Raw genomic sequence first — 18,669 nt, 5'->3', positions numbered from 1 at the left:
TTCGAAAGGTGAATCGATGTGTGGGCGGGGCCGTTGGGGCCACCGACCGAAAGGAACCCATGATCGAATAAAGCAGTGCTGCTGGGTGATACGGCTCGAGGTAAGCACAGTCATGCATCGGGCAGCGGACGCGCCGACGGGTGGAACAGGACCGAGAACGACACCGCGTCCGACAGCCTGTTAGGCGATCGCCTAATGATAGGCTGCGTCACATGGATAGCACCGGGATGATCAGTGCGTCAAGGATCGGACGCGCCGGGGACGTGGCATGAGTACTCCCCGCAAGCGGCGTCGTGAAGGCACCAACGACACACGCGATCTGCTGATCGAAGCCACCGGCGACATCCTCCTCGAGGAGGGCTACGCCGCAGCAACCTCACGCCGGGTCGCGGCCAAGGCCGGTGTCAATCCAGCTCTCGTGTACTACTACTTCCCCACCATGGACGAACTGTTCGTCGCGGTGCTCCGGCGGGGCGCCGAGGCCAATCTGGAGAGACAGCGCAAGGCTCTCACGTCCGAGACACCGATGCGCGCACTGTGGGAGGTGGCCACCGAACCCCGCGGGGCCGCGCTGCTGATGGAGTTCATGGCCCTGGCGAATCACCGCAAGGAGATCCGCACCGAGATCGCGGCGTACGCAGAGCGGTACCGCGAGAGTCAGGTTGCCGCACTCACCGTGATTCTGCGCGCCAGGGGAATCAATCTCGACGCGCTGCCCCCGACGTTGATGTCGGTGATGATCTCCAGCCTCGGAGCGACACTCGCCAACGAGTCGACCCTGGGCATCACTCAAGGACACAAGGATTTGGAAGACTTCGCGGAGGATTTCGTGCGCGTCTTCGAAGGGCAGCTTTGGACGCGCGCACTCGGAATTCCAGAGGTCGAGGACAGCGCCTTGTAGACGTGGGCATCGACGATCCGCGCCGCCGAGACCACCGTCCGTGTCACCATTGAGATGTTTCGACCTCGAGACTGTGCCCATGAAACTGAATGCATTGTCGGGACGGACTCTTCAAGACCTGCTCCCCAAAAGAGCGACAATCCTCTGAGCAACTGCGGCGAGTTTGACGTTTTCGCGTTGAGAGGCGTCGACGAGGGCTTGGAAGGCTGCGTCCTCCCCGATCCCTCGCGAGAACATCAGGGCACCCTTGGCCTGCTCGATGACGGCACGACTTTCCATAGCTGTCCGGAGCCCGGCGACGTCGCGGCGGGCCCGGTCGAGGTCCCGGGACAGACCGATGATGGTTTCCCCGACGGTGGTATAGATCTTGAGCAGCGCCGCGTCCAGGTCGCTGAAACCGTCCCCGTCGACGCTGTACAGGTTCAGGGTTCCGATGTGGTCGTCGGCCAGACGAAGCGGGGCGCAGAGATAGCTGCGTACGCCGAGACGACGGACCGCGGCAGCAAAGGGGGGCCAGCAATCGGGAAGCTCATCGAATCGAACCCGGACAACCGTATGGGTGGCGGCAGCCTCGAGGCAGGGTCCCTGACCGGTCCGGTACTGGTCGACGCCGATCTCGACCACCCGCGGATCGGTGTACGCGGGAGTGGTCGCAGTACCGTCCGAACCGACAAGCGTGATGCCGGCCATGTCAGCACCGGGAATGGTGTCGACAGCCCACCGACACAACTGCTCGAGAAACACGGTGGTAGTAGGCTGTCCGGCGCCGAAGCGCCCTCGCAGCTCATCCAGAGCGGCCGCGACGGCGTCGACTCTGGCGATCACATCGAGATCGTCAAGCGAGGGGTTCTGGGGCATCGGCGGGCTCTTTCTCGAGGGTGCATGCAGGCACACCTCACCTGCCGCGAAGGTGGCAGGGTTCTCTACCGCAGTATTCGATCCGATCTTACCCATGTGCTCGGCTTCAGCTGACGCCGGGGCGTAGGGCTCGGAGTGCGGTGTCGCCACCGTGTAAGGTGCCACCCGCCCTATCGGTCCCGGGGGCCAGTCGAGATTCGACCCTGCCCCATCCCCGATGAACACGCCTGTCGGACAGTGACACTCGCGAGTCCGCCAGGTTCTGATCGCAGACAATTATCACCTGACACCGGATCGCGACCGTGACGAGCGTCCAGGTAACCTCCTCGTCGCCTTCGACGTCACCCGTCCGTCAGTGCTTTTCGGAGGCGCTCAGCCGTTGGGCGGCGTCGTAGAGCGAGTGGGCGTGTAGTTCGAACAGGGCGAGGAGGTCGATACTGTCTCCGTCGATCTCTTTGGCGATGAAAAGCCCGTCGGCAGCAGCCATCGCGTAGGTGGCCAGTAGTTCGACGGCATCCTCCGGTACGTCGGAGAATTCCGGTGCGTCGGAGAACAGCGTGCGAGCTGCGTCGACGAGTTGGCGTCGGGCTTGTTCCCGCACCTGAAGGAACATCGTGCGTGCGCTCGGCTCGACGGGCCGTCGTTCGAGAGTGAGCATCAGACCCAGTCGGAGGAAATCAGGCGACTCGAGCAGTGTCTTGGCGACCTGCCGCGCCAAGGCGACGAGGCGGTCGCGGGAGCTCTCCCCCTCGGGCACGACCCATCCGGACATCCATGAGCTGAAGCTGCGTTCGATCACCGCAGCGATCAACTCGTCCTTGTCCTTGAAGTGCCAGTAGATCGAACTGGCCGGTAGGCCACTTTTCGTGCTCACCAGAGCGATGCTGGTGCCCTCGTAGCCGCGTTCGGTGGCAACTTCGACGGCCGCGTCGAGAATGCGGCGTCTCGATTCCTCTCCGTTTGCGCGACGCTTGCGGGTTTTCTTCTGCTCGGGCACGAGCTGCTCCTCGAGTGTGTGAGGGGGACACGTTGACTCTACTCGCAAACCCAGCTTACTGTAGTGATCACTACGGTAACTTTGTGGGTCCGGACGACCCGGCTACCGCCCTCCGATCGACACGCTCCCCATGAGAGGTCTCGACGTGCCCGACATCCCGCACTACGACGTCGCCGTCATCGGCTACGGCCCCACCGGCGTGACCGCCGCGAATCTCCTCGGCCAACTCGGCTTGACAGTCGTTGTCATAGAACGCAACCCCGATATCTATGGTCGGGCCCGCGCGATCTCCACCGACGAGGAGGTGCTGCGGATCTGGCAGCAGATCGGTCTTGCGGATCGCTTACAGGAGGACATGCTCGCGGGAGGGGAGGTGGCGTTCGTCGACGCAGACGGTGACCCGATCATCGAAACCGAGGCCGTTCCTCGGGGCTCCGGCCACCCGCCCCAGCAATTCATCTACCAGCCCGCCCTCGAAAAGGTCCTACGGGAGGGGATCGACCGGTTTCCCGATGTCGAGGTCCTGCTCGAGCACGAATGTCTGCGGGTGCTGCAGGACGGCGCCGGAGCCGAATTGATGCTCGCAGACTTGCGCACCGACTCGTTCGTGCGCGTCCGCGCGTCCTATGTGATCGCCGCGGACGGAGGGTCGAGTCCTACCCGTGCCCAGCTCGGCATCGGGTACGAAGGCAGAACCTATGCCGAACGCTGGGTCGTGATCGACACGAAAGTGCTCGAAGACTGGCCCGGACACGACCGATTGCGGTTCCACTGCAACCCCGCCCGTCCGACCGTGGACTGTCCGACTCCACTCGGCCATCACCGATGGGAGTTCCCGGTTCGTGACGACGAGGACGAGGACGAACTGGTCTCCGAGGCGGCGATCTGGCGTGTGCTCAACGGTCAGGGCATCACCGACACCCAGGTGAAGATCCTCCGCGCCGTCGTCTACAGCCATCACGTGCGTTTCGCCGATCGCTGGCGGGTGGGTCGGATCTTTCTTGCCGGGGACGCTGCACACGCGATGCCGCCGTGGATCGGCCAGGGAATGTCGGCCGGGGTCCGTGATGCAGCGAACCTGTGCTGGAAACTCGCCGCGGTGCTGGACGGGACTCTGCCCGAGGCGATTCTCGACAGCTACCAGCAAGAACGGCTTCCCCATGTGAGGGAGGTGACCGACCGCGCCGTCAAGGTCGGCAAGATCATCACGCAACACAATCGCACGCTCGCCGCGCTTCGGGACCGGCTCTTCCCGATCGTTCTGCGTATTCCGAGAGTGGCCGACTGGCTGCGGGACAACCGGTGGATCCCCGACGCCTTCTCTCCGCAGGGGTTGGTGGCAACGCCGAGAGCAGTCGAATCCGCGGCCCCAGGCTGGTTGATTCCCCAGCCATGGGTTCTCGACGAGAAGGGCGCTCGAGTGCGGCTCGACGACGTCCTGGGCAGGCGCTGGACGATCCTGCATCTGGGGGCGGCGCAGGCGTGGCCCGGCTGGCACACTGCCGAAGTTCCGAGTGTGCGCCTGGCGTCGTCCGGAACGACTCCCACCGCCGGCGCTGTCGTCGACATCGACGCAACCTTGACCGACTGGATGCGGACCAAGAATGCGACGGTGATCGTACTGCGCCCGGACCGGGTCGTGTACGCAGCCGCCGGGCCCGACTCCGCCCTCGCCCCTCCACCACCGGGTATGGCCGCCCGTCGAACATCCGTGCCCGAGCGATCCGGAGCCGCTGATCTCGACAGCGGTTCTGGCCGAGCCCTTTCTGCTGCACATGACGAAACGGAGACCCTCGAATGACCCGCGCAGTAATGACCGAACATACCGTGACTGTCGGCGGCAAGGACATCTTCGTCGCCGAAACGGGCGAAGGACCGGCAGTGCTGTTGCTGCATGGCGGTGGACCCGGCGCGTCCGGGGTGTCCAACTATTCGCGCAACATCGATGCCCTCGCCGAGCATTTCCGGGTAATCGTGCCAGATTTGCCTGGGTACGGACGCTCGAGCAAAGGAGTGGATCAGTCCGATCCGTTCGGCTTCCTTGCCGACAACATCTGCGGTGTGCTCGACCGACTCGATCTCGACCGGGCCCACCTGGTGGGCAACTCCTACGGCGGGGCGTGCGCCCTGCGGCTGGCGCTCGACAGCCCGGACCGGGTCGAAAGAATGGTTCTCATGGGACCCGGTGGCATCGGCACCACCCGTGCTCTGCCGACGCCCGGACTGCAATCGCTGTTGTCGTACTACACCGGAGACGGCCCTTCGCGCGAAAAACTCGAGACGTTCGTTCGTAAGTATCTGGTCTTCGACGGGGCGACCGTCCCGGCGGAGGTGATCGAGGATCGCTACCAGGCGAGCATCGACCCCGACGTGGTGGCGGATCCACCCTTGCGACGTCCCTCCGGACCGGCGGCGTTGCGCACGTTGTGGCGGATGGATTTCACCCGCGACCACCGGGTGCGCCGCCTCACTACTCCCACCTTGGTGATTTGGGGCGCCGACGACAAGGTCAACCGCCCCAGCGGGGGGCCGATGCTCGCGAAGGCGATGCCGAACTGCGACCTGCTGCTCACCGCAAACACCGGGCACTGGGTGCAATGGGAGCGCGCCGATTTCTTCAACGCCGTCACCACCGCCTTCCTCACCGGGAGCACCCGATGACCGACTCCGCTTCGCTGTTCGGGGCCGTCCATCTCGGCTATCTCGTCATCGAAACCGACAAGTTCGCCGATTGGCACCGTTTCGGTCGCGACGCCATCGGATTGCACGCCGACCGATTGTCGAGCCGGGCGATGCGATTCCGGCTCGATGACCACGAGTGCCGGTTCTTGCTACAGCGCGGCTCCGCCGAGGACGTCACAGCATTCGGATGGGAACTCGACGACCACGCGTCCTTCGAACGAGTGGCGGCCCGGGTCCATGACCGCGGAGTACCGTTGACGGAAGGAACGGACGAGGAGACAGCCCTGCGCGGTGTCGAACGACTCCTCCGCTTTCCCGGACCGAAGGGAATCTCACAAGAAATTTTCACCCGGGCACGCACCACCACCGAACCACTCGTGATGAGCAATTCCGGATACGTCACCGGCGCTTCAGGAATGGGACATGTGGCGATCACGTCCACCGAGCCACACAAGCTCCGCGGATACTACGACACCGTCTTCGACGCCCGGCTCTCGGACTACATCGACGAGACCATCAACGGTGCGCGTCTGAAGATCCGGTTCCTGCGGGTGAACGAACGGCACCACTCGATCGCGGTCGCCGCGGTGCGCGGGGTGCGTGTCGACCCGATCCGCACCCGCATCCAGCATCTGAATATCCAGGTGACCGAACTCGATGACATGACCCGCGCCTACCAGCGGGTCAAGCAACTCGGCTTCGAGATGGCTCTCGGTGTCGGTCAGCACACCAACGACCATGAACTGTCCTTCTACGCACTGACCCCCTCGGGCTTCGAATGGGAAGTCGGCTGGAACCCGATTGTCGTCGACGAATCGACGTGGGAGCCGACCACGCACCGCGGCATCAGTATCTGGGGCCACACTCCCGAAGGGCAGACGATCGTCGACAAGCTCGCGCAATTCAAGCGAGCCGCAGCGTCGCTGCGTCACCGCGAGGACAGCGTTCCCGCGCTCAGCGGTCCCGGCATCACCGGCGACTGACACAGCACCCCCCGAGGGCTCTGCACCCGCCCTTCCGACAGGAGAGAACACCTATGACGTCCGAATCATCCGACGACCCCCGTACCACACTGTCCAGGCGAAATCTGCTGCGCGCCACCGCTGTCGCCTCAGTCGGCGCGGGCACCCTTCTCGCAGGTGCAGGCGTGGCGGCGGCGCAGCCGGCACGGCGACAGAACGATCCGCTGCCCTCGCAGCCGTATCGCGTAGACCTGCACGCTCACTTCCTGCCGCCCGAATACCGCGCCTCGCTGCTCGCCCACGGCCACTTCACCATCGGTGGCTACCCCACGCCGGAGTGGTCTCCCGAGGCAGCGATCGATTTCATGGACCGCTACGGTATCGCCGCCCAGGTGTTGTCCGTCTCCGATCCCGGCGTCGATTTTCTCCCCGGCGGTGAAGCGAAAGACATGGCGCGCTACTGCAACACCTATGCAGCCGAGCTGTTCGGTCGGCACCCGACGCGTTTCGGTGGTCTCGCGGTGCTGCCGATGCACGACCTCGGGGCTGCCCTCGCCGAGCTCGACTACGCCTTCGATGTTCTTCGTCTCGACGGTGTGGTCCTGCTGTCCGCATACAACGGTGTCTACCTCGGTGACCCCCGTTTCGAGCCGCTGATGCACGCGCTCAACGCCCGGAACGCGTACGTATTCGTGCATCCGGCCGCCATCCCTGACGATGCCAAACCCACGCTTCCTCTGCCGGACTTTCTTGCTGAGTTCACCTTCGATACCACTCGTGCGGCGACGCTCCTCATGGCAGGTGGCACGTTGGCTCGATACCCGAACATCCGGTTCCAGCTTTCGCACGCGGGCGGCACACTGCCGTTTCTCGCACATCGCATCGGAATCGCGTCGCAGACTCCGGTCGGTGACGTGTGGCCTGACTCGGTTCCGCGACCGTCGGTACTCGACGTCGCTCGTTATGTGAACGGGTTCTTCTACGACACCGCGCTCAGTCCCGCACCGTCGGCGATGCGCAGCGTGCTCGCTGTCGGCCAGCTCGACCGCATCGTATTCGGCAGCGACTGGCCGTTCAGCGCACTGACACTGTCCGGGTCCGGAGATCCGCAGCCTGAACTGAGCGAAACGTTCGATACCGCCTCCCGTCTCCGCATCGAACGCGACAACGCGCTGCGTGAGTTGCCGCGGCTGGCGGACGCGCTGACGTAACACAATGCCAGCACCATTAGCTGGAACAGCGGCTTCGGAGTGTTTCACGGTGATCCCGGCGGCGTCCGCGTAGGTACGTCCGGCGAGGTCGAGCAGTTTCTTCGCAACATCCATCAGGGTGCTCCCGATCGAAGCATCGTCATGCTGCGGTACCCGCTCACGGCACCGAGAACACTTCGCCCGGGACGTCACCTCACGTTCCGGCGGAAGTGAGCCTCTCCCCCAGCTCGGTACACCGTGCCGCAAGTTCCGGAGGCTCGAGGACATCGAACTCGTGCCCCAACGTGAGCACATGCCACAGGACGATATCGAGATTGTCTGCGCCACTGATCAGTTCACAGGTATCACGATCCCGAGGTTTCACCACCGCCGCAGACGCCGAGATCTGGCGGCGCACCGTCTCGGCCGGTGCACGGACCAGGAACCGCGCTTGCTGCCGATACACCCGACTCGCGACACCTTCCTGCACGTAGGTCGCCGCGTCGGGTGCTGCGCGCGGACGGAACCGCCACGTCCGTAGCATCACCGTAGACATCCGGTCGACGCGGAAGCTACGCCAGTCGTCGCGGTCGAGGTCGTATGCGAGCAGGTACCAGCGTCGATCGGAGGCGACGAGACGGTAAGGCTCGATCCGTCGCGGCGTCGAGCGATAATCGAATCCGATCTCCACCTCGTCGCGGCAAGCCCGCGCGAGTGTCATGAGCACCTCGGAGTCTACGGGGTCGCGACCTCCACCGAAGGACTCCACCGACACCGACAGGGCACGCACCTCGTGTCGCAAACGGGCAGGAAGCACCTGGTCGAGCTTGGTCAGGGCTCTGAGCGCCGCGTCGCCGCCACTCGCGATCGCGCCACCCGCACCGGCGAGCAGAGCGACCGCGGTGACGATCGCTTCGTCGTCGTCGAGGAGTAACGGGGGCAGATCCTGACCGGGTCCGAGCTGGTAGCCGCCACCGATGCCCTTGCTGGCATGCACCGGGTATCCGAGGTTGCGCAGCCGCTCGACGTCGCGCCGGACGGTGCGGGGCGTGACGCCGAGCCGATCAGCGAGCTCGGGGCCGGTCCAGACCTGTCGCTGTTGCAGCAGACCGAGCAAGGTCAGTACCCGCTCGGTGGTGTCGTCCATAAGTTTCAGAGTGCCAGATGCAGCGGACCGATCCTGTCCTCTTGTGGTGCCACAGTATCTCCATGGCTACCGAATTCGACTGGAACAATTCTCTGCTCGAGCAGTGGGAGTGGCACTGGAACAATCAGATCCGCGCCCGACTCCAGGGTCTCACGGACGACGAGTACTTCTGGTCTCCAGTGCCGGACCCTTGGAATGTCCGGCCTCGGGGCGCCTCGACCGCGCCCCTGCAGGCCGGCGCAGGCGATTTCACCATCGACTTCGCCTTCCCGCAGCCGGACCCTGCACCGTTCACCACGATCGCGTGGCGGCTCGGACACGTGATCGTCGGTGTGCTGGCCGGACGCAACGCATCGCATTTCGGCGCACCTCCGGCGTCATACGAGTCCTGGGAGTATGCAGGCACCGCACAAGACGCCCTCGACCAGCTCGAAACCCAGCTCGACGTGTGGGTGAAGGGCGTGCGGGGCCTCAGCTACACCGAGCTGACCGCCCCGGTCGGCGACAAGGAGCCCTACCCCGAGCTCGCGGTGGCCGACCTCGTGCTGCACATCCACCGCGAACTGATCCACCACCTGTCCGAGGTCTCGCTCCTGCGCGACCTGTACGTACACACCCCGAGAGAAGGTAAGAAATCATGATCACACTGGTCGATCCCGACGAGCTCGCGTACAGCCCCGCTTTCGCTCAGGGGGTGATCGCACCGGCCGGCAAGACGGTCTATGTCGGTGGTCAGCTCGGCACCGACGGCTCCGGAGCCATGCTCGACGGCATCGAAGCGCAAACCGTGCAAGCTATGAAGAACGTCTTTGCTGTGCTGGCCGCTGCGGGGTCGGGCCCGGATCATGTGGTCAAGCTCGACATCTACATGGTCGACGGGGTAGATGCGCGGGTCGGATACGCGGCGTCGAGGTCGGTGTGGGGTGATCGACGTACGGCCATCACCGTCGTCACTACTGCGGGGCACGCCCGGCCTGGGGCGCTGGTCGAGATCGACGCGATCGCGGTGGTCCCCGAGTAGAGCACCCGGAGCGATAGTCTGCTGCCGACGCCGATTTCGGAGGAGCAGCATGACCGACCCCGCCAAGTCCGTTCCCACATTGACACTCGAGGAAAAGGCGAGCCTGACCAGCGGGCTGAACTTCTGGTTCACGAAACCCGTGTCGCGGGTGGGTATTCCGTCGATCATGCTGACCGATGGTCCGCACGGCATCCGCAAGCAGACCGAGGGTGGCGATCACCTCGGTCTCACCGACTCGGTGCCCGCCACCTGCTTTCCCCCCGCCGTGGCGATGGGATGCTCGTTCGACCCGGAACTGCTCGAACAAGTCGGGGTCGCGCTCGGCGTCGAGGCTCGTGCAGCGCAGGTGAGCGTGCTGCTGGGGCCGGGCATCAACATCAAACGGTCGCCGTTGTGTGGACGCAACTTCGAATACCTGTCCGAGGACCCGTTGTTGTCGGGTGCGCTCGGCGCCGCACTCGTTCGCGGGATCCAATCACAGGGCGTCGGCGCGTCGCTGAAGCATTTCGCAGCCAACAACCAGGAAACCGATCGGATGCGGGTCTCCGCGGATATCGACCCGCGTCCGCTTCGGGAGATCTACCTGCGCGGGTTCCAGCGCGTGGTCGAAGACGCCCAACCGTGGACAGTGATGTGCTCGTACAACCGGATCAACGGCGTGTACTCGTCGCAGAACCGCTGGTTGCTCACCGATGTCCTGCGAGGCGAGTGGGGATTCGGCGGGCTCGTCGTCAGCGACTGGGGTGCCGTATCCGACCGGGTCGCAGCATTGAAAGCGGGCCTCGACCTGGAGATGCCGTCGACCGGTGGACGGACCGATCAGGAGATCGTCGACGCGGTGAAGGCCGGGTCGCTCGACGAGTCGGTGGTCGACGTTGCCGCCGGGCGGGTGGTCGACCTGGTCGGCAAGGCCGTGGTCGACCCCGATGACGTATTCGATGCCGATGAGCACCACGCGCTCGCCCGCCGGGTCGCTGCGGAGTGCGTGGTGCTGTTGAAGAACGACGGAGTCCTGCCGCTTGCAGCCGACACGAACGTTGCCGTGATCGGTGAGTTGGCTCGCACTCCGCGCTATCAGGGTGCCGGTTCGTCGCGGATCAATCCGACTCGCCTCGACAACGCGCTCGACGAGATGCGGGCGTTGGCCTCGGTGGATGTCGCGTTCGCTCCCGGCTATCTCGACGACGGCACCACCAACGACGAGTTGCGCACCGCCGCGACCGATGCAGCGCGTGCTTCCGAGGTCGCCGTGGTGTTCGTCGGTGTACCCGCCGCGCTCGAATCCGAAGGCTTCGACCGCACCGATCTCGAACTTCCCTCGGAACAGACCGAGTTGCTCGACGCCGTGATAGCGGCGAATCCGAACACCGTGGTCGTGTTGTCGAACGGCGGTGTCGTGCGCGTGTCCGGTTTCGCCGATCGCGTACCTGCGATCATCGAGGGCTGGCTGCTCGGTCAGGCCGGTGGCGGTGCGATCGCCGACGTGCTGTTCGGGGTGGCCGATCCTGCGGGCCGGCTCGCCGAGACCATCCCCGTGCGACTCGAGGACACCCCGTCGTACACCGATTTCCCCGGCGAGCACGGACACGTTCGCTACGGCGAAGGACTGTTCGTCGGATACCGCGGTGTCGACGCCCGAGGAACCGATGTGTCGTTCCCCTTCGGGCACGGACTCTCGTACACGACGTTCGACTACTCCGCCGTCTCGGTGACAGTCGGTGACGATGTCGTCGTGACGATGACCGTCACCAACGCCGGCGAACGGTCGGGTTCCGACGTGGTGCAGGTGTATGTCGGTGTGCCCGACTCCTCTGTGTCCCGTGCACCGCGCGAGTTGAAGGGATTCGCGAAGGTCCGCCTCGACGCCGGCGAATCACGACAGGTGGAGGTTCCTGTCCGGCGCGCGGACCTCGCATACTGGGACACCCGCGTCGATGGGTGGGTGGTCGAAGGCGGCACCTACCGCGTCCAGATCGGTGCTTCGAGTCGCGACATCCGAGCCACCTGCACCGTCGACATCGACGGCGACGAAGTGTCCATCCCGTTGACGCTGGAGTCGTCGATCGGCGAAATCCTCGCCAACCCTGCAGCTGCAGAGGTGCTTTCGAAGATATTCGCCACAGCCGACGGCGCAGCCCCGGCCCTCGACCCGGCGGTCCTCGAGATGGCGGCCTCGATGCCGCTCGAACGGGTACTGAGCTTCGGAAACTTCGGGATCGGGCTCGAGGAGATCCAGCAGCAGCTGGACGTGGTGAACGGCAAGTCGAACTGACCATGCGCATCGCGACATTCAACATCAATGGCATTCGCGCAGCGCAGCGTCGCGGCTTCGAGACATGGCTGCGCGAACGGGAACCCGACGTGGTGGCGTTGCAGGAACTCCGCGCCCCAGCATCGGCGATTCCGGACGGCGTGTTCGGCGACCACCACGTCACCTACGACGAGGGGACTTTGCCCGGACGCAACGGCGTCGCGATCATGACCCGCAAGGAGCCGAGCGCGGTGCGCACCTGGAGCGGCACAGCGCTCCTACGACACCCGGGCGACGACCACATCGAGACGGTCGACGTCGAACCCACTCCACTTGCCCGAGGTCTGCGCGAGTTCGCCGACCAGGGAAGATACGTCGAGGTCGACCTCGCAGACGCACCCATCACGGTGGCGTCGCTGTATCTGCCGAAGGGCGGCCTGCCCGCTCACCTACAGAAGCCCGGTCGGATGCGCGAAGCACCGGACGGTGGCGCACGCTACGACCGCAAGATGCGCTTCCTCGACGCGTTCGCCCGTCAGCTCACGAGATCGCGCCGCACTGCACGCGCCCGCGACCGCGAGTTGCTGTTGATGGGTGACCTCAACATCGCGCACACCCGGTACGACGTCCGGAACTGGCGGCGCAGCAATCAGGCCGAGGGCTTCCTCCCGGAGGAACGAGAGTGGTTCGCGTCGATCCTGTCTCCCCGCACTCTTGTGGACGTGGTGCGCAGTCACCACCCAGAAGCGGACGGTCCGTATTCGTGGTGGTCGTGGCTCGGGCAGTCGTTCGCGAACGACGTCGGCTGGCGAATCGATTACCACCTCGCCACCCCCGCGCTCGCGCGTTCCGCAGTGTCCGCGGGCACCGATCGCGATCCGGCGCCTGACCGTCGGATCAGCGATCACGCACCTGTCGTCGTCGATTACGATCTCGCAGTGTTGGACAGCAGGAGAGGTACGCAACGCTGAATTGACGTTCGCAAACCTGGTGGTTCACCGCTGGGGTTGCGAACCTCACGTGTGCATTGCGAACCTCGGTGACCCACGTGCTCGGAGCCCGAGCTGCTACCGTCTCTCCGGATACTCAGCGGATCGGGGGGTCGCGTGGGCGGGTGGAAACGTGTCGCGGGGAGCATCGCTCTCATCGCGGCGACAACGGCATGCGGGACCGACGCACCACCTGACGATCCAACGAGCGCAGCCGACACCATCACCTCGACGACGCGCACGCCCCGCGTCGTCGACGAATCCGGCCGGCCGGCGATCACTTTCGATCCCTGCCTCGACCTCCCCGACGACGTGCTCGTCGAAGCGCAATACGATCCGAAGTCGAAGCGTCCCTCGGAATATCCGATGGAGACTTACAGCTTCCTCGGCTGCAGTTTCAAGAGCACACCGCCACCTCCCGGCGTCCTGGACGGCTCACGCCTGATGATCTTGTCGGGAAACGTCACCCTGGAAGAGGAATGGGAGAAAGACGGCCACATCTCCACCCACACCAGCGTCAACGGACGCGATGCTCTGCTTCAACTCGACCCGAGCAACAAGAACACGTGCGCTATCAACGTTCGAACCGACTTCGGAATGGTGACCTTCCGGCGAACCCAATTTCCCGACGACGCGCGCAGGCTACCGATCGACGAATGGTGCGGGGGCCTCGATCACGCCGTCGCGCTGTTCGAGTCCCACCTCGAGCAATAACGCACCCAGGCCGGCCAGGTCCCGAATCTCCGTGAAAGGAATTTCGCATGGGCGAGTTCGTACGACTCGAACCGCATGTCATCGACGAGATCGTCGCAATCTGCCAGACGACGATCGACGCGCTGGAAGAGGCAAGGCTCGTCGCAAACAATCTCACCGACACCCGAGGCTTCGGAGAATTCGAGTCGGCAAAGCAACTCGCCGCCGGCTACGCCAGAAAAGCAGCCGGGACCCCGGAATCGGCCCAAGAACGGGTCGACCAATTCATCGACGCCTTCACACAACTGCGCGACGCCTTCGCTACCGGCGGCGAAGCGTTCCTCGAGGCCGAGTTCGACTGGGTCCGCCGGCTTCAGGCGATCGATCCCGGCTCCGTCGTCTGACCGAACGGCATCGGGTCGATCACGCCGCGCGTGTCATCACCGAGGGCAATGACGTTCTCGTGGCAGGCTGACCTGCATGCATGCGTACGACGAAGGGTTCGAGCCCCCGACAGCCTGTGCCGACTGGTGTCGCCTTCGCATGTACGACCTGCAGGTCCTCGATGACGGCGTGACCATCGATCTGAAGTGGTGGAACGACCACCTCGAGGACGCCGGACACGACATTCGGCTGCGTGGACGCAATCTCGATGGGCGCGTCGTCACCAGTGGCAAGGCCGTCGTCCCCCGCAACGACCTGCGTCTGGGCAGTGAGCTCGTCCAGACCGATCACGACGGTCTGGGGCTGCTGTTCCTGTGCGCGGCCTGGCGCAGCGCGCACCCCCGCCGACGCTCGGCGCGCCGGTTCCCGAATGTCTTCGACGCCCACGCGCCGTCCGGACGCGACCCCCTCGGCAAGATCAAAGGCGTCCTCGATTACTGCGCGAAGACGAAGTCGCTGCCCGACAACTCCCGACTCACGTGGTTGGGATGGCCCGACACCCCCGGCGTGGGGGTTCCGCTGTTCGCAACATATCTGTGGGCCGTCGATGTCCATACCGATGCCGGTTCCGCGCAGTTGCTCGATCAGCACGGTGTGTCGACACTTGTGCACGAGGGCTGGTTGGAGGATCCGGCGGTCGCCGATTTCACGTTGCGCCGATATCTCCGCTACGTGGGGCTCCTCAGCGGGTGGGCCGAAAAGATCAGGACCCGGCCGGAGCTGGTGGAGATGTGGCTCGTCGAACGGTGGGATGCCCGCATGGCCGAGGTGCGCGACGGCTCGCACGCGACCCCGCGCCTGTTCTGAAGTTGTCCACAGGCGCACATTTCATCCACAGATTCGGCCACAACGCGACTTTCGATGCCACACGCGGCTCGTCGAGCGGGAGTATCCGCTCATGTACGAACCACGGGGACTCACCAGGAAATCACTCGCCGCGTCGGGTATGTCCGAGCACCACATCAGTAAGGCGTTGCGCTCGGGCGAGCTCGCCGGCATCGCTCACGGACTGTATCTGTGGCGCAAGGACTTCGATGCGCTCGGACCGGTCGGACGTCATCGCGTGCACGCGCGACACATCGCTTCCGGCCTGGACACCGACGAGGCGATCAGCCACATCTCGGCCGCGGTACTCCACGGCATCGACGTGTGGGACGTGCCGCTGCGCCGCGTCCACGTCTCGCGTCCTCCCAGCCGCAGTGGCCGTGTGACGTCCGGTCTGCACGCACACACCACGAACTGGGACGATGGAGAGATCACGCAGGTGCTCGGCGTTCCGGTGACGTCGGTTGCTCGCACCGTCGTCGACCTCGCCCGGACTCTCCCCCGCGACCAGGCCATCGCCGTCGGAGATGCGGCTTTGCGTTCCGACCCGAGCGCAGCAACACAGATACCCCGTGTGCTCGAGGCATCCCGCTGTCGCTACGGGCTGGTGTCGGCGTCGTCGGTGTTGCAGTTCCTCGACGGCCGTAGCGAGAGTGTCGGTGAGTCGCTGTCGAGGATCCGGATACTCGAGTACGGCCTGCCCGCCCCCGACCTCCAACGCGAACTCGTCACTGTCGACGGTCGACGTGTTCGGGTCGATTTCTACTGGGAAGACCTCGGGGTTGTCGGAGAGTTCGACGGCCACGAGAAGTTCACCGAGCCACAAGACCTCATCGACGAGAGGCGTTGGGAGGACGGGCTGCGCGACCTGGGTCTCGAGGTCGTCCGCTGGGATCCGGAGGAGCTGGAGACCTTCGAGGTGGTTGTGCGACGGTTCGAGCGCGCTGTCGCCCGGCACCGGATGTGGGCACTCGATCGAGCGCAATAACGCCACCGTTTCGGCCTACAGTCGAGGGGGCGACGGGGACCCGATGGATACGAGAATGATTCGCACGCGGTGGTGGCCGTTCGCGGCGACCACGGTGCTGGTCGTGCTCCTGGCCTGGACGGGAGTGATCCCCACCTGGCCGGGTCTGGTGCACCTGGTGGCGTTGCCTCCTCTGGATATGTTCGCTGATCTGCGGGTGCTGCTGGTGGCCACCGATTCGTGGCCCCAGTTCCTCTTCCTGCTCACGGTTGTCGGTGCGTGCAGGATCGCGCTGCTGGCGTGGCTGATGGGCGGAATGCACCGCTGGCGTGTCGCGATGGCCTTCTATGCGATCGCGTTCGCACCGACCGCCCTCGCTGCGTTCTCCGCCACTGCGTCGTACGCGGTGCTCTACTCGCGGATCTTCTGGCCTGCCGTCACCCTGATCGCGGCGATGGTCCTGATCGTCGGCCCGGTGCCGTGGCAGGGCGCCGGCACCCTGCGGTCGTCGATGACCCTGACATGGCGACGCGGACTGCGGGTCGAGGTGATGATTCCGTACGGCGCGGCGATCGTCCTGCTCGGAGCAGTCGCCGACACGTGGTCGGCGATCCCGCTGGTGCCTGTCTCTGCACTGGTCACAGGCATCGCGATACGCATGATGGAGCGTCCACCGGTTCGCCGGCCTCTCGTGGCGCTCGCGGCAACCGTCGCGGTGTTCGCGGCGTCGTGGACCGTCTTCGTCGCCACCCGCAGCTACGACACACCGGAGCCGGGTCCGAGGCAGGCCGGGTCGTTGCTGATTCTGTCGGGCATCAACTCGAAATCCGGGCGTGGTGCGATACACGCGACAGATGTCCATCAGCTCGGCTACACCTGCGATCAGGTGTATTACTTCTCGTATGCCGGGCCGGGTGACGGACAACCGCAACGCGACGCTACGTGCCCGATCCGGACGGGCGCACCGTATGAGCCGGACGACACCCAGGTGGCGTTCGCACAGCAGGTCGACCTGTTCGTCGAGCAGGCCGAACCGCTGCCACGACCCCTCGTCGTCGCAGCGCATTCGCATGCGGCGTGGGTGGTGTGGGATGCCGTCGCGGCTGGACGGGTCGAGGTGGATGGACTTCTGCTCGTGGGACCGTTTGCGAGTACACCGCTCGGCTATCCGCCGCCGGGGTTGCGCGCGCCGAAAGCAGTACTCGGGGATCTGCTGCGCTGGGCCGCACCGATCACCGACCTCGTCGACTTCAACTTCGACCCGGACTCTCCTGCTGCCCGCGACCTGCTGGCGACGCCGGGGGCTGCAGAGTCGATCTTCGCGCAACAGATGGACGCCCGTGCGTTGTCGTTGACATCGACCACCGACCTGCCGCTCATGCCTCACGGTTGGCACTTGGACGTCGAACGCAATGGGTGCCCTGCACGGGTCGCGCACCCGTACCTGCCGAAGTCGCCGCAGTTCGAGGACGCCGCAATCCGGTTCTTGAACCACCGGGCGCCCCCACCGTGCCCGGTCTGGCGCGACTGGGGTGCGGTGCTCGCGCACTCGTTCGGACCGCCGACCGCACCCCACGCCGACATGGCAAGCGAACCCGCTACGACGAGGCCGTGAGCAACACCTTGAGCGCACCGGTCTCACCGGCACGGGAGAACACGTCGTAGGCCTCCTCGAACTGATCCAGCACGAAGCGGTGCGTGATCATCGACGACGTGTCGAGCCTGCCACTGTCCACCAGACCGATCAGGGTCGGTGTCGAGTAAGTGTCGACAAGACCCGTGGTGATGGTGAGGTTCTTGATCCAGATGTCCTCGAGATGCAGGGTCGCGGGCTTTCCGTGCACCCCGATGTTGGCGACGTGCCCACCGGGCCGCACCAGCGCGACCGCCTGCTCGAACGTGGCCGGGATCCCGACGGCTTCCATGGTGACATCGGCACCGAGACCTCCGGTGAGGTCGCGGACGATCGCGGCGACGTCGTCGCGACCGCTGTTGACGACGACGTCGGCGCCGAACGCCTTCGCCGCGTCGAGCCTGCTGTCGGCGAGGTCGACGGCGACAATGTGACTGGGACTCATCAGCTTTGCCGCGAGGATCGCGGCGAGCCCGATGGGTCCGGCGCCGATGATGACGACGATGTCCGCCGGTTTCACCCGCCCGTTCAGCACCCCGACCTCGTAGGAGGTCGGAAGGATGTCGGCGAGCATGAGCATCTGTTCGTCGCTCACCCCGTCGGGAACGCGGTGGGTGGAGTTGTCGGCGAACGGCACGCGCACCTGCTCGGCCTGGGTGCCGTCGATGAGATGCCCGAGTATCCAGCCGCCACCGCCCAGGCACTGGCCGTAGCTGGTGTCGCGGCAGTAGCGGCAGCGTCCGCACGCGGTGACGCACGAGACCAGTACCCGGTCGCCCGGTGACAGGGTCTGCACGCCGGAGCCTACCTCGACGACCGTACCGACGGCTTCGTGGCCGAGGATGCGGCCGTCCGTCACCTCGGGGACGTCGCCACCGAGAATGTGCAGGTCGGTTCCGCAGATGGTGACAGCATCGACGCGCACGATCGCGTCGGTCGGGTCTTGGATGTGTGGGTCGGGGACGTCTTCCCAGACTCGCTTGCCCGGTCCGTGGAACACCAGTGCCTTCATGTATCGGCCCTCCGCCGAGTAGGTCTCCGGTCCGCGGACAAGCGTTGCACGGAATCGACCGGCGCGATACCGCCGTTGGTCCCGAACCGTGCGATCC

General features: G+C 65.2%; 18 protein-coding genes. 14 read left to right on the top strand and 4 right to left on the bottom strand.

Features of this window, described 5'->3' with window-relative positions; all coding sequences use genetic code 11:
* The first annotated feature begins 268 nt into the window (after window positions 1-268).
* Window positions 269-901, top strand: a complete 633-nt coding sequence (locus Q7514_RS28520; RefSeq protein ID WP_330136628.1) for a TetR/AcrR family transcriptional regulator — start codon at window positions 269-271, stop codon at window positions 899-901.
* 111 nt (window positions 902-1,012) lie between these two features.
* Here Q7514_RS28520 and Q7514_RS28515 read toward each other — a convergent pair whose 3' ends face one another.
* Entirely contained in the window at window positions 1,013-1,759 is a 747-nt protein-coding gene (locus Q7514_RS28515) for a GAF and ANTAR domain-containing protein (RefSeq protein WP_330136627.1), read from the bottom strand.
* A gap of 352 nt (window positions 1,760-2,111) precedes the next feature.
* Window positions 2,112-2,756, bottom strand: a complete 645-nt coding sequence (locus Q7514_RS28510; RefSeq protein ID WP_330136626.1) for a TetR/AcrR family transcriptional regulator — start codon at window positions 2,754-2,756, stop codon at window positions 2,112-2,114.
* 130 nt (window positions 2,757-2,886) lie between these two features.
* Between Q7514_RS28510 and Q7514_RS28505 the strand changes: the two genes are divergently transcribed.
* The 4 genes from Q7514_RS28505 to Q7514_RS28490 are packed head-to-tail and all read left to right on the top strand — an operon-like array spanning window position 2,887 to window position 7,611.
* A complete protein-coding gene (locus Q7514_RS28505) occupies window positions 2,887-4,557 on the top strand; it encodes a bifunctional 3-(3-hydroxy-phenyl)propionate/3-hydroxycinnamic acid hydroxylase (protein WP_330136625.1) in 1,671 nt (556 codons plus the stop codon).
* A complete protein-coding gene (locus tag Q7514_RS28500) occupies window positions 4,554-5,417 on the top strand; it encodes an alpha/beta fold hydrolase (RefSeq protein WP_330136624.1) in 864 nt (287 codons plus the stop codon). The genes Q7514_RS28505 and Q7514_RS28500 overlap by 4 nt, the downstream gene beginning before the upstream one ends.
* Window positions 5,414-6,421 (top strand): VOC family protein, encoded by a 1,008-nt coding sequence (locus Q7514_RS28495; protein ID WP_330136623.1) that lies wholly within the window; start codon window positions 5,414-5,416, stop codon window positions 6,419-6,421. The genes Q7514_RS28500 and Q7514_RS28495 overlap by 4 nt, the downstream gene beginning before the upstream one ends.
* Window positions 6,422-6,474: 53 nt before the next feature.
* Window positions 6,475-7,611 (top strand): amidohydrolase family protein, encoded by a 1,137-nt coding sequence (locus tag Q7514_RS28490; protein ID WP_330136622.1) that lies wholly within the window; start codon window positions 6,475-6,477, stop codon window positions 7,609-7,611.
* A 193-nt stretch (window positions 7,612-7,804) separates the two neighbouring features.
* On the opposite strand, the gene Q7514_RS28485 is transcribed toward Q7514_RS28490, so the two are convergent.
* Window positions 7,805-8,737, bottom strand: coding sequence for a helix-turn-helix transcriptional regulator (locus tag Q7514_RS28485; RefSeq protein WP_330136621.1), 933 nt, complete (start codon window positions 8,735-8,737; stop codon window positions 7,805-7,807).
* A 62-nt stretch (window positions 8,738-8,799) separates the two neighbouring features.
* On the opposite strand from Q7514_RS28485, the gene Q7514_RS28480 reads away from it, so the two are divergent.
* The 9 genes from Q7514_RS28480 (at window position 8,800) to Q7514_RS28440 (ending at window position 17,542) form a co-directional block, all read left to right on the top strand.
* Window positions 8,800-9,378, top strand: a complete 579-nt coding sequence (locus Q7514_RS28480; RefSeq protein WP_330136620.1) for a DinB family protein — start codon at window positions 8,800-8,802, stop codon at window positions 9,376-9,378.
* The gene (locus Q7514_RS28475) at window positions 9,375-9,758 is read left to right on the top strand and encodes a RidA family protein (protein WP_330136619.1); all 384 of its coding nucleotides are present in this window, start codon (window positions 9,375-9,377) and stop codon (window positions 9,756-9,758) included. The genes Q7514_RS28480 and Q7514_RS28475 overlap by 4 nt, the downstream gene beginning before the upstream one ends.
* Before the next feature lie 49 nt (window positions 9,759-9,807).
* Window positions 9,808-12,030, top strand: a complete 2,223-nt coding sequence (locus Q7514_RS28470; RefSeq protein WP_330136618.1) for a glycoside hydrolase family 3 C-terminal domain-containing protein — start codon at window positions 9,808-9,810, stop codon at window positions 12,028-12,030.
* A 2-nt stretch (window positions 12,031-12,032) separates the two neighbouring features.
* The gene (locus Q7514_RS28465) at window positions 12,033-12,980 is read left to right on the top strand and encodes an exodeoxyribonuclease III (protein ID WP_330136617.1); all 948 of its coding nucleotides are present in this window, start codon (window positions 12,033-12,035) and stop codon (window positions 12,978-12,980) included.
* 135 nt (window positions 12,981-13,115) lie between these two features.
* The gene (locus Q7514_RS28460; protein ID WP_330136616.1) at window positions 13,116-13,712 is read left to right on the top strand and encodes a DUF3558 domain-containing protein; all 597 of its coding nucleotides are present in this window, start codon (window positions 13,116-13,118) and stop codon (window positions 13,710-13,712) included.
* Between the two features lie 47 nt (window positions 13,713-13,759).
* On the top strand, window positions 13,760-14,095 hold the full coding sequence (locus Q7514_RS28455) for a hypothetical protein (RefSeq protein WP_330136615.1): 336 nt from the start codon (window positions 13,760-13,762) through the stop codon (window positions 14,093-14,095).
* Between the two features lie 76 nt (window positions 14,096-14,171).
* Window positions 14,172-14,942 (top strand): 8-oxoguanine DNA glycosylase OGG fold protein, encoded by a 771-nt coding sequence (locus Q7514_RS28450; protein ID WP_330136614.1) that lies wholly within the window; start codon window positions 14,172-14,174, stop codon window positions 14,940-14,942.
* 91 nt (window positions 14,943-15,033) lie between these two features.
* Window positions 15,034-15,948, top strand: coding sequence for a type IV toxin-antitoxin system AbiEi family antitoxin domain-containing protein (locus Q7514_RS28445; protein WP_330136613.1), 915 nt, complete (start codon window positions 15,034-15,036; stop codon window positions 15,946-15,948).
* 55 nt (window positions 15,949-16,003) lie between these two features.
* Window positions 16,004-17,542 (top strand): alpha/beta fold hydrolase, encoded by a 1,539-nt coding sequence (locus Q7514_RS28440; RefSeq protein ID WP_330136612.1) that lies wholly within the window; start codon window positions 16,004-16,006, stop codon window positions 17,540-17,542.
* On the opposite strand, the gene Q7514_RS28435 is transcribed toward Q7514_RS28440, so the two are convergent.
* Window positions 17,526-18,572 (bottom strand): zinc-dependent alcohol dehydrogenase family protein, encoded by a 1,047-nt coding sequence (locus Q7514_RS28435; RefSeq protein WP_330136611.1) that lies wholly within the window; start codon window positions 18,570-18,572, stop codon window positions 17,526-17,528. The two genes, Q7514_RS28440 and Q7514_RS28435, sit on opposite strands and share 17 nt — an antisense overlap.
* Window positions 18,573-18,669: the final 97 nt, after the last annotated feature.

Origin of the sequence: Rhodococcus artemisiae (assembly GCF_036327795.1) — a bacterium.
Lineage (GTDB): Bacteria > Actinomycetota > Actinomycetes > Mycobacteriales > Mycobacteriaceae > Rhodococcus > Rhodococcus artemisiae.
Note: the sequence above shows the minus strand (reverse complement) of the source record. Positions and strands in the feature narration are given on the sequence as shown.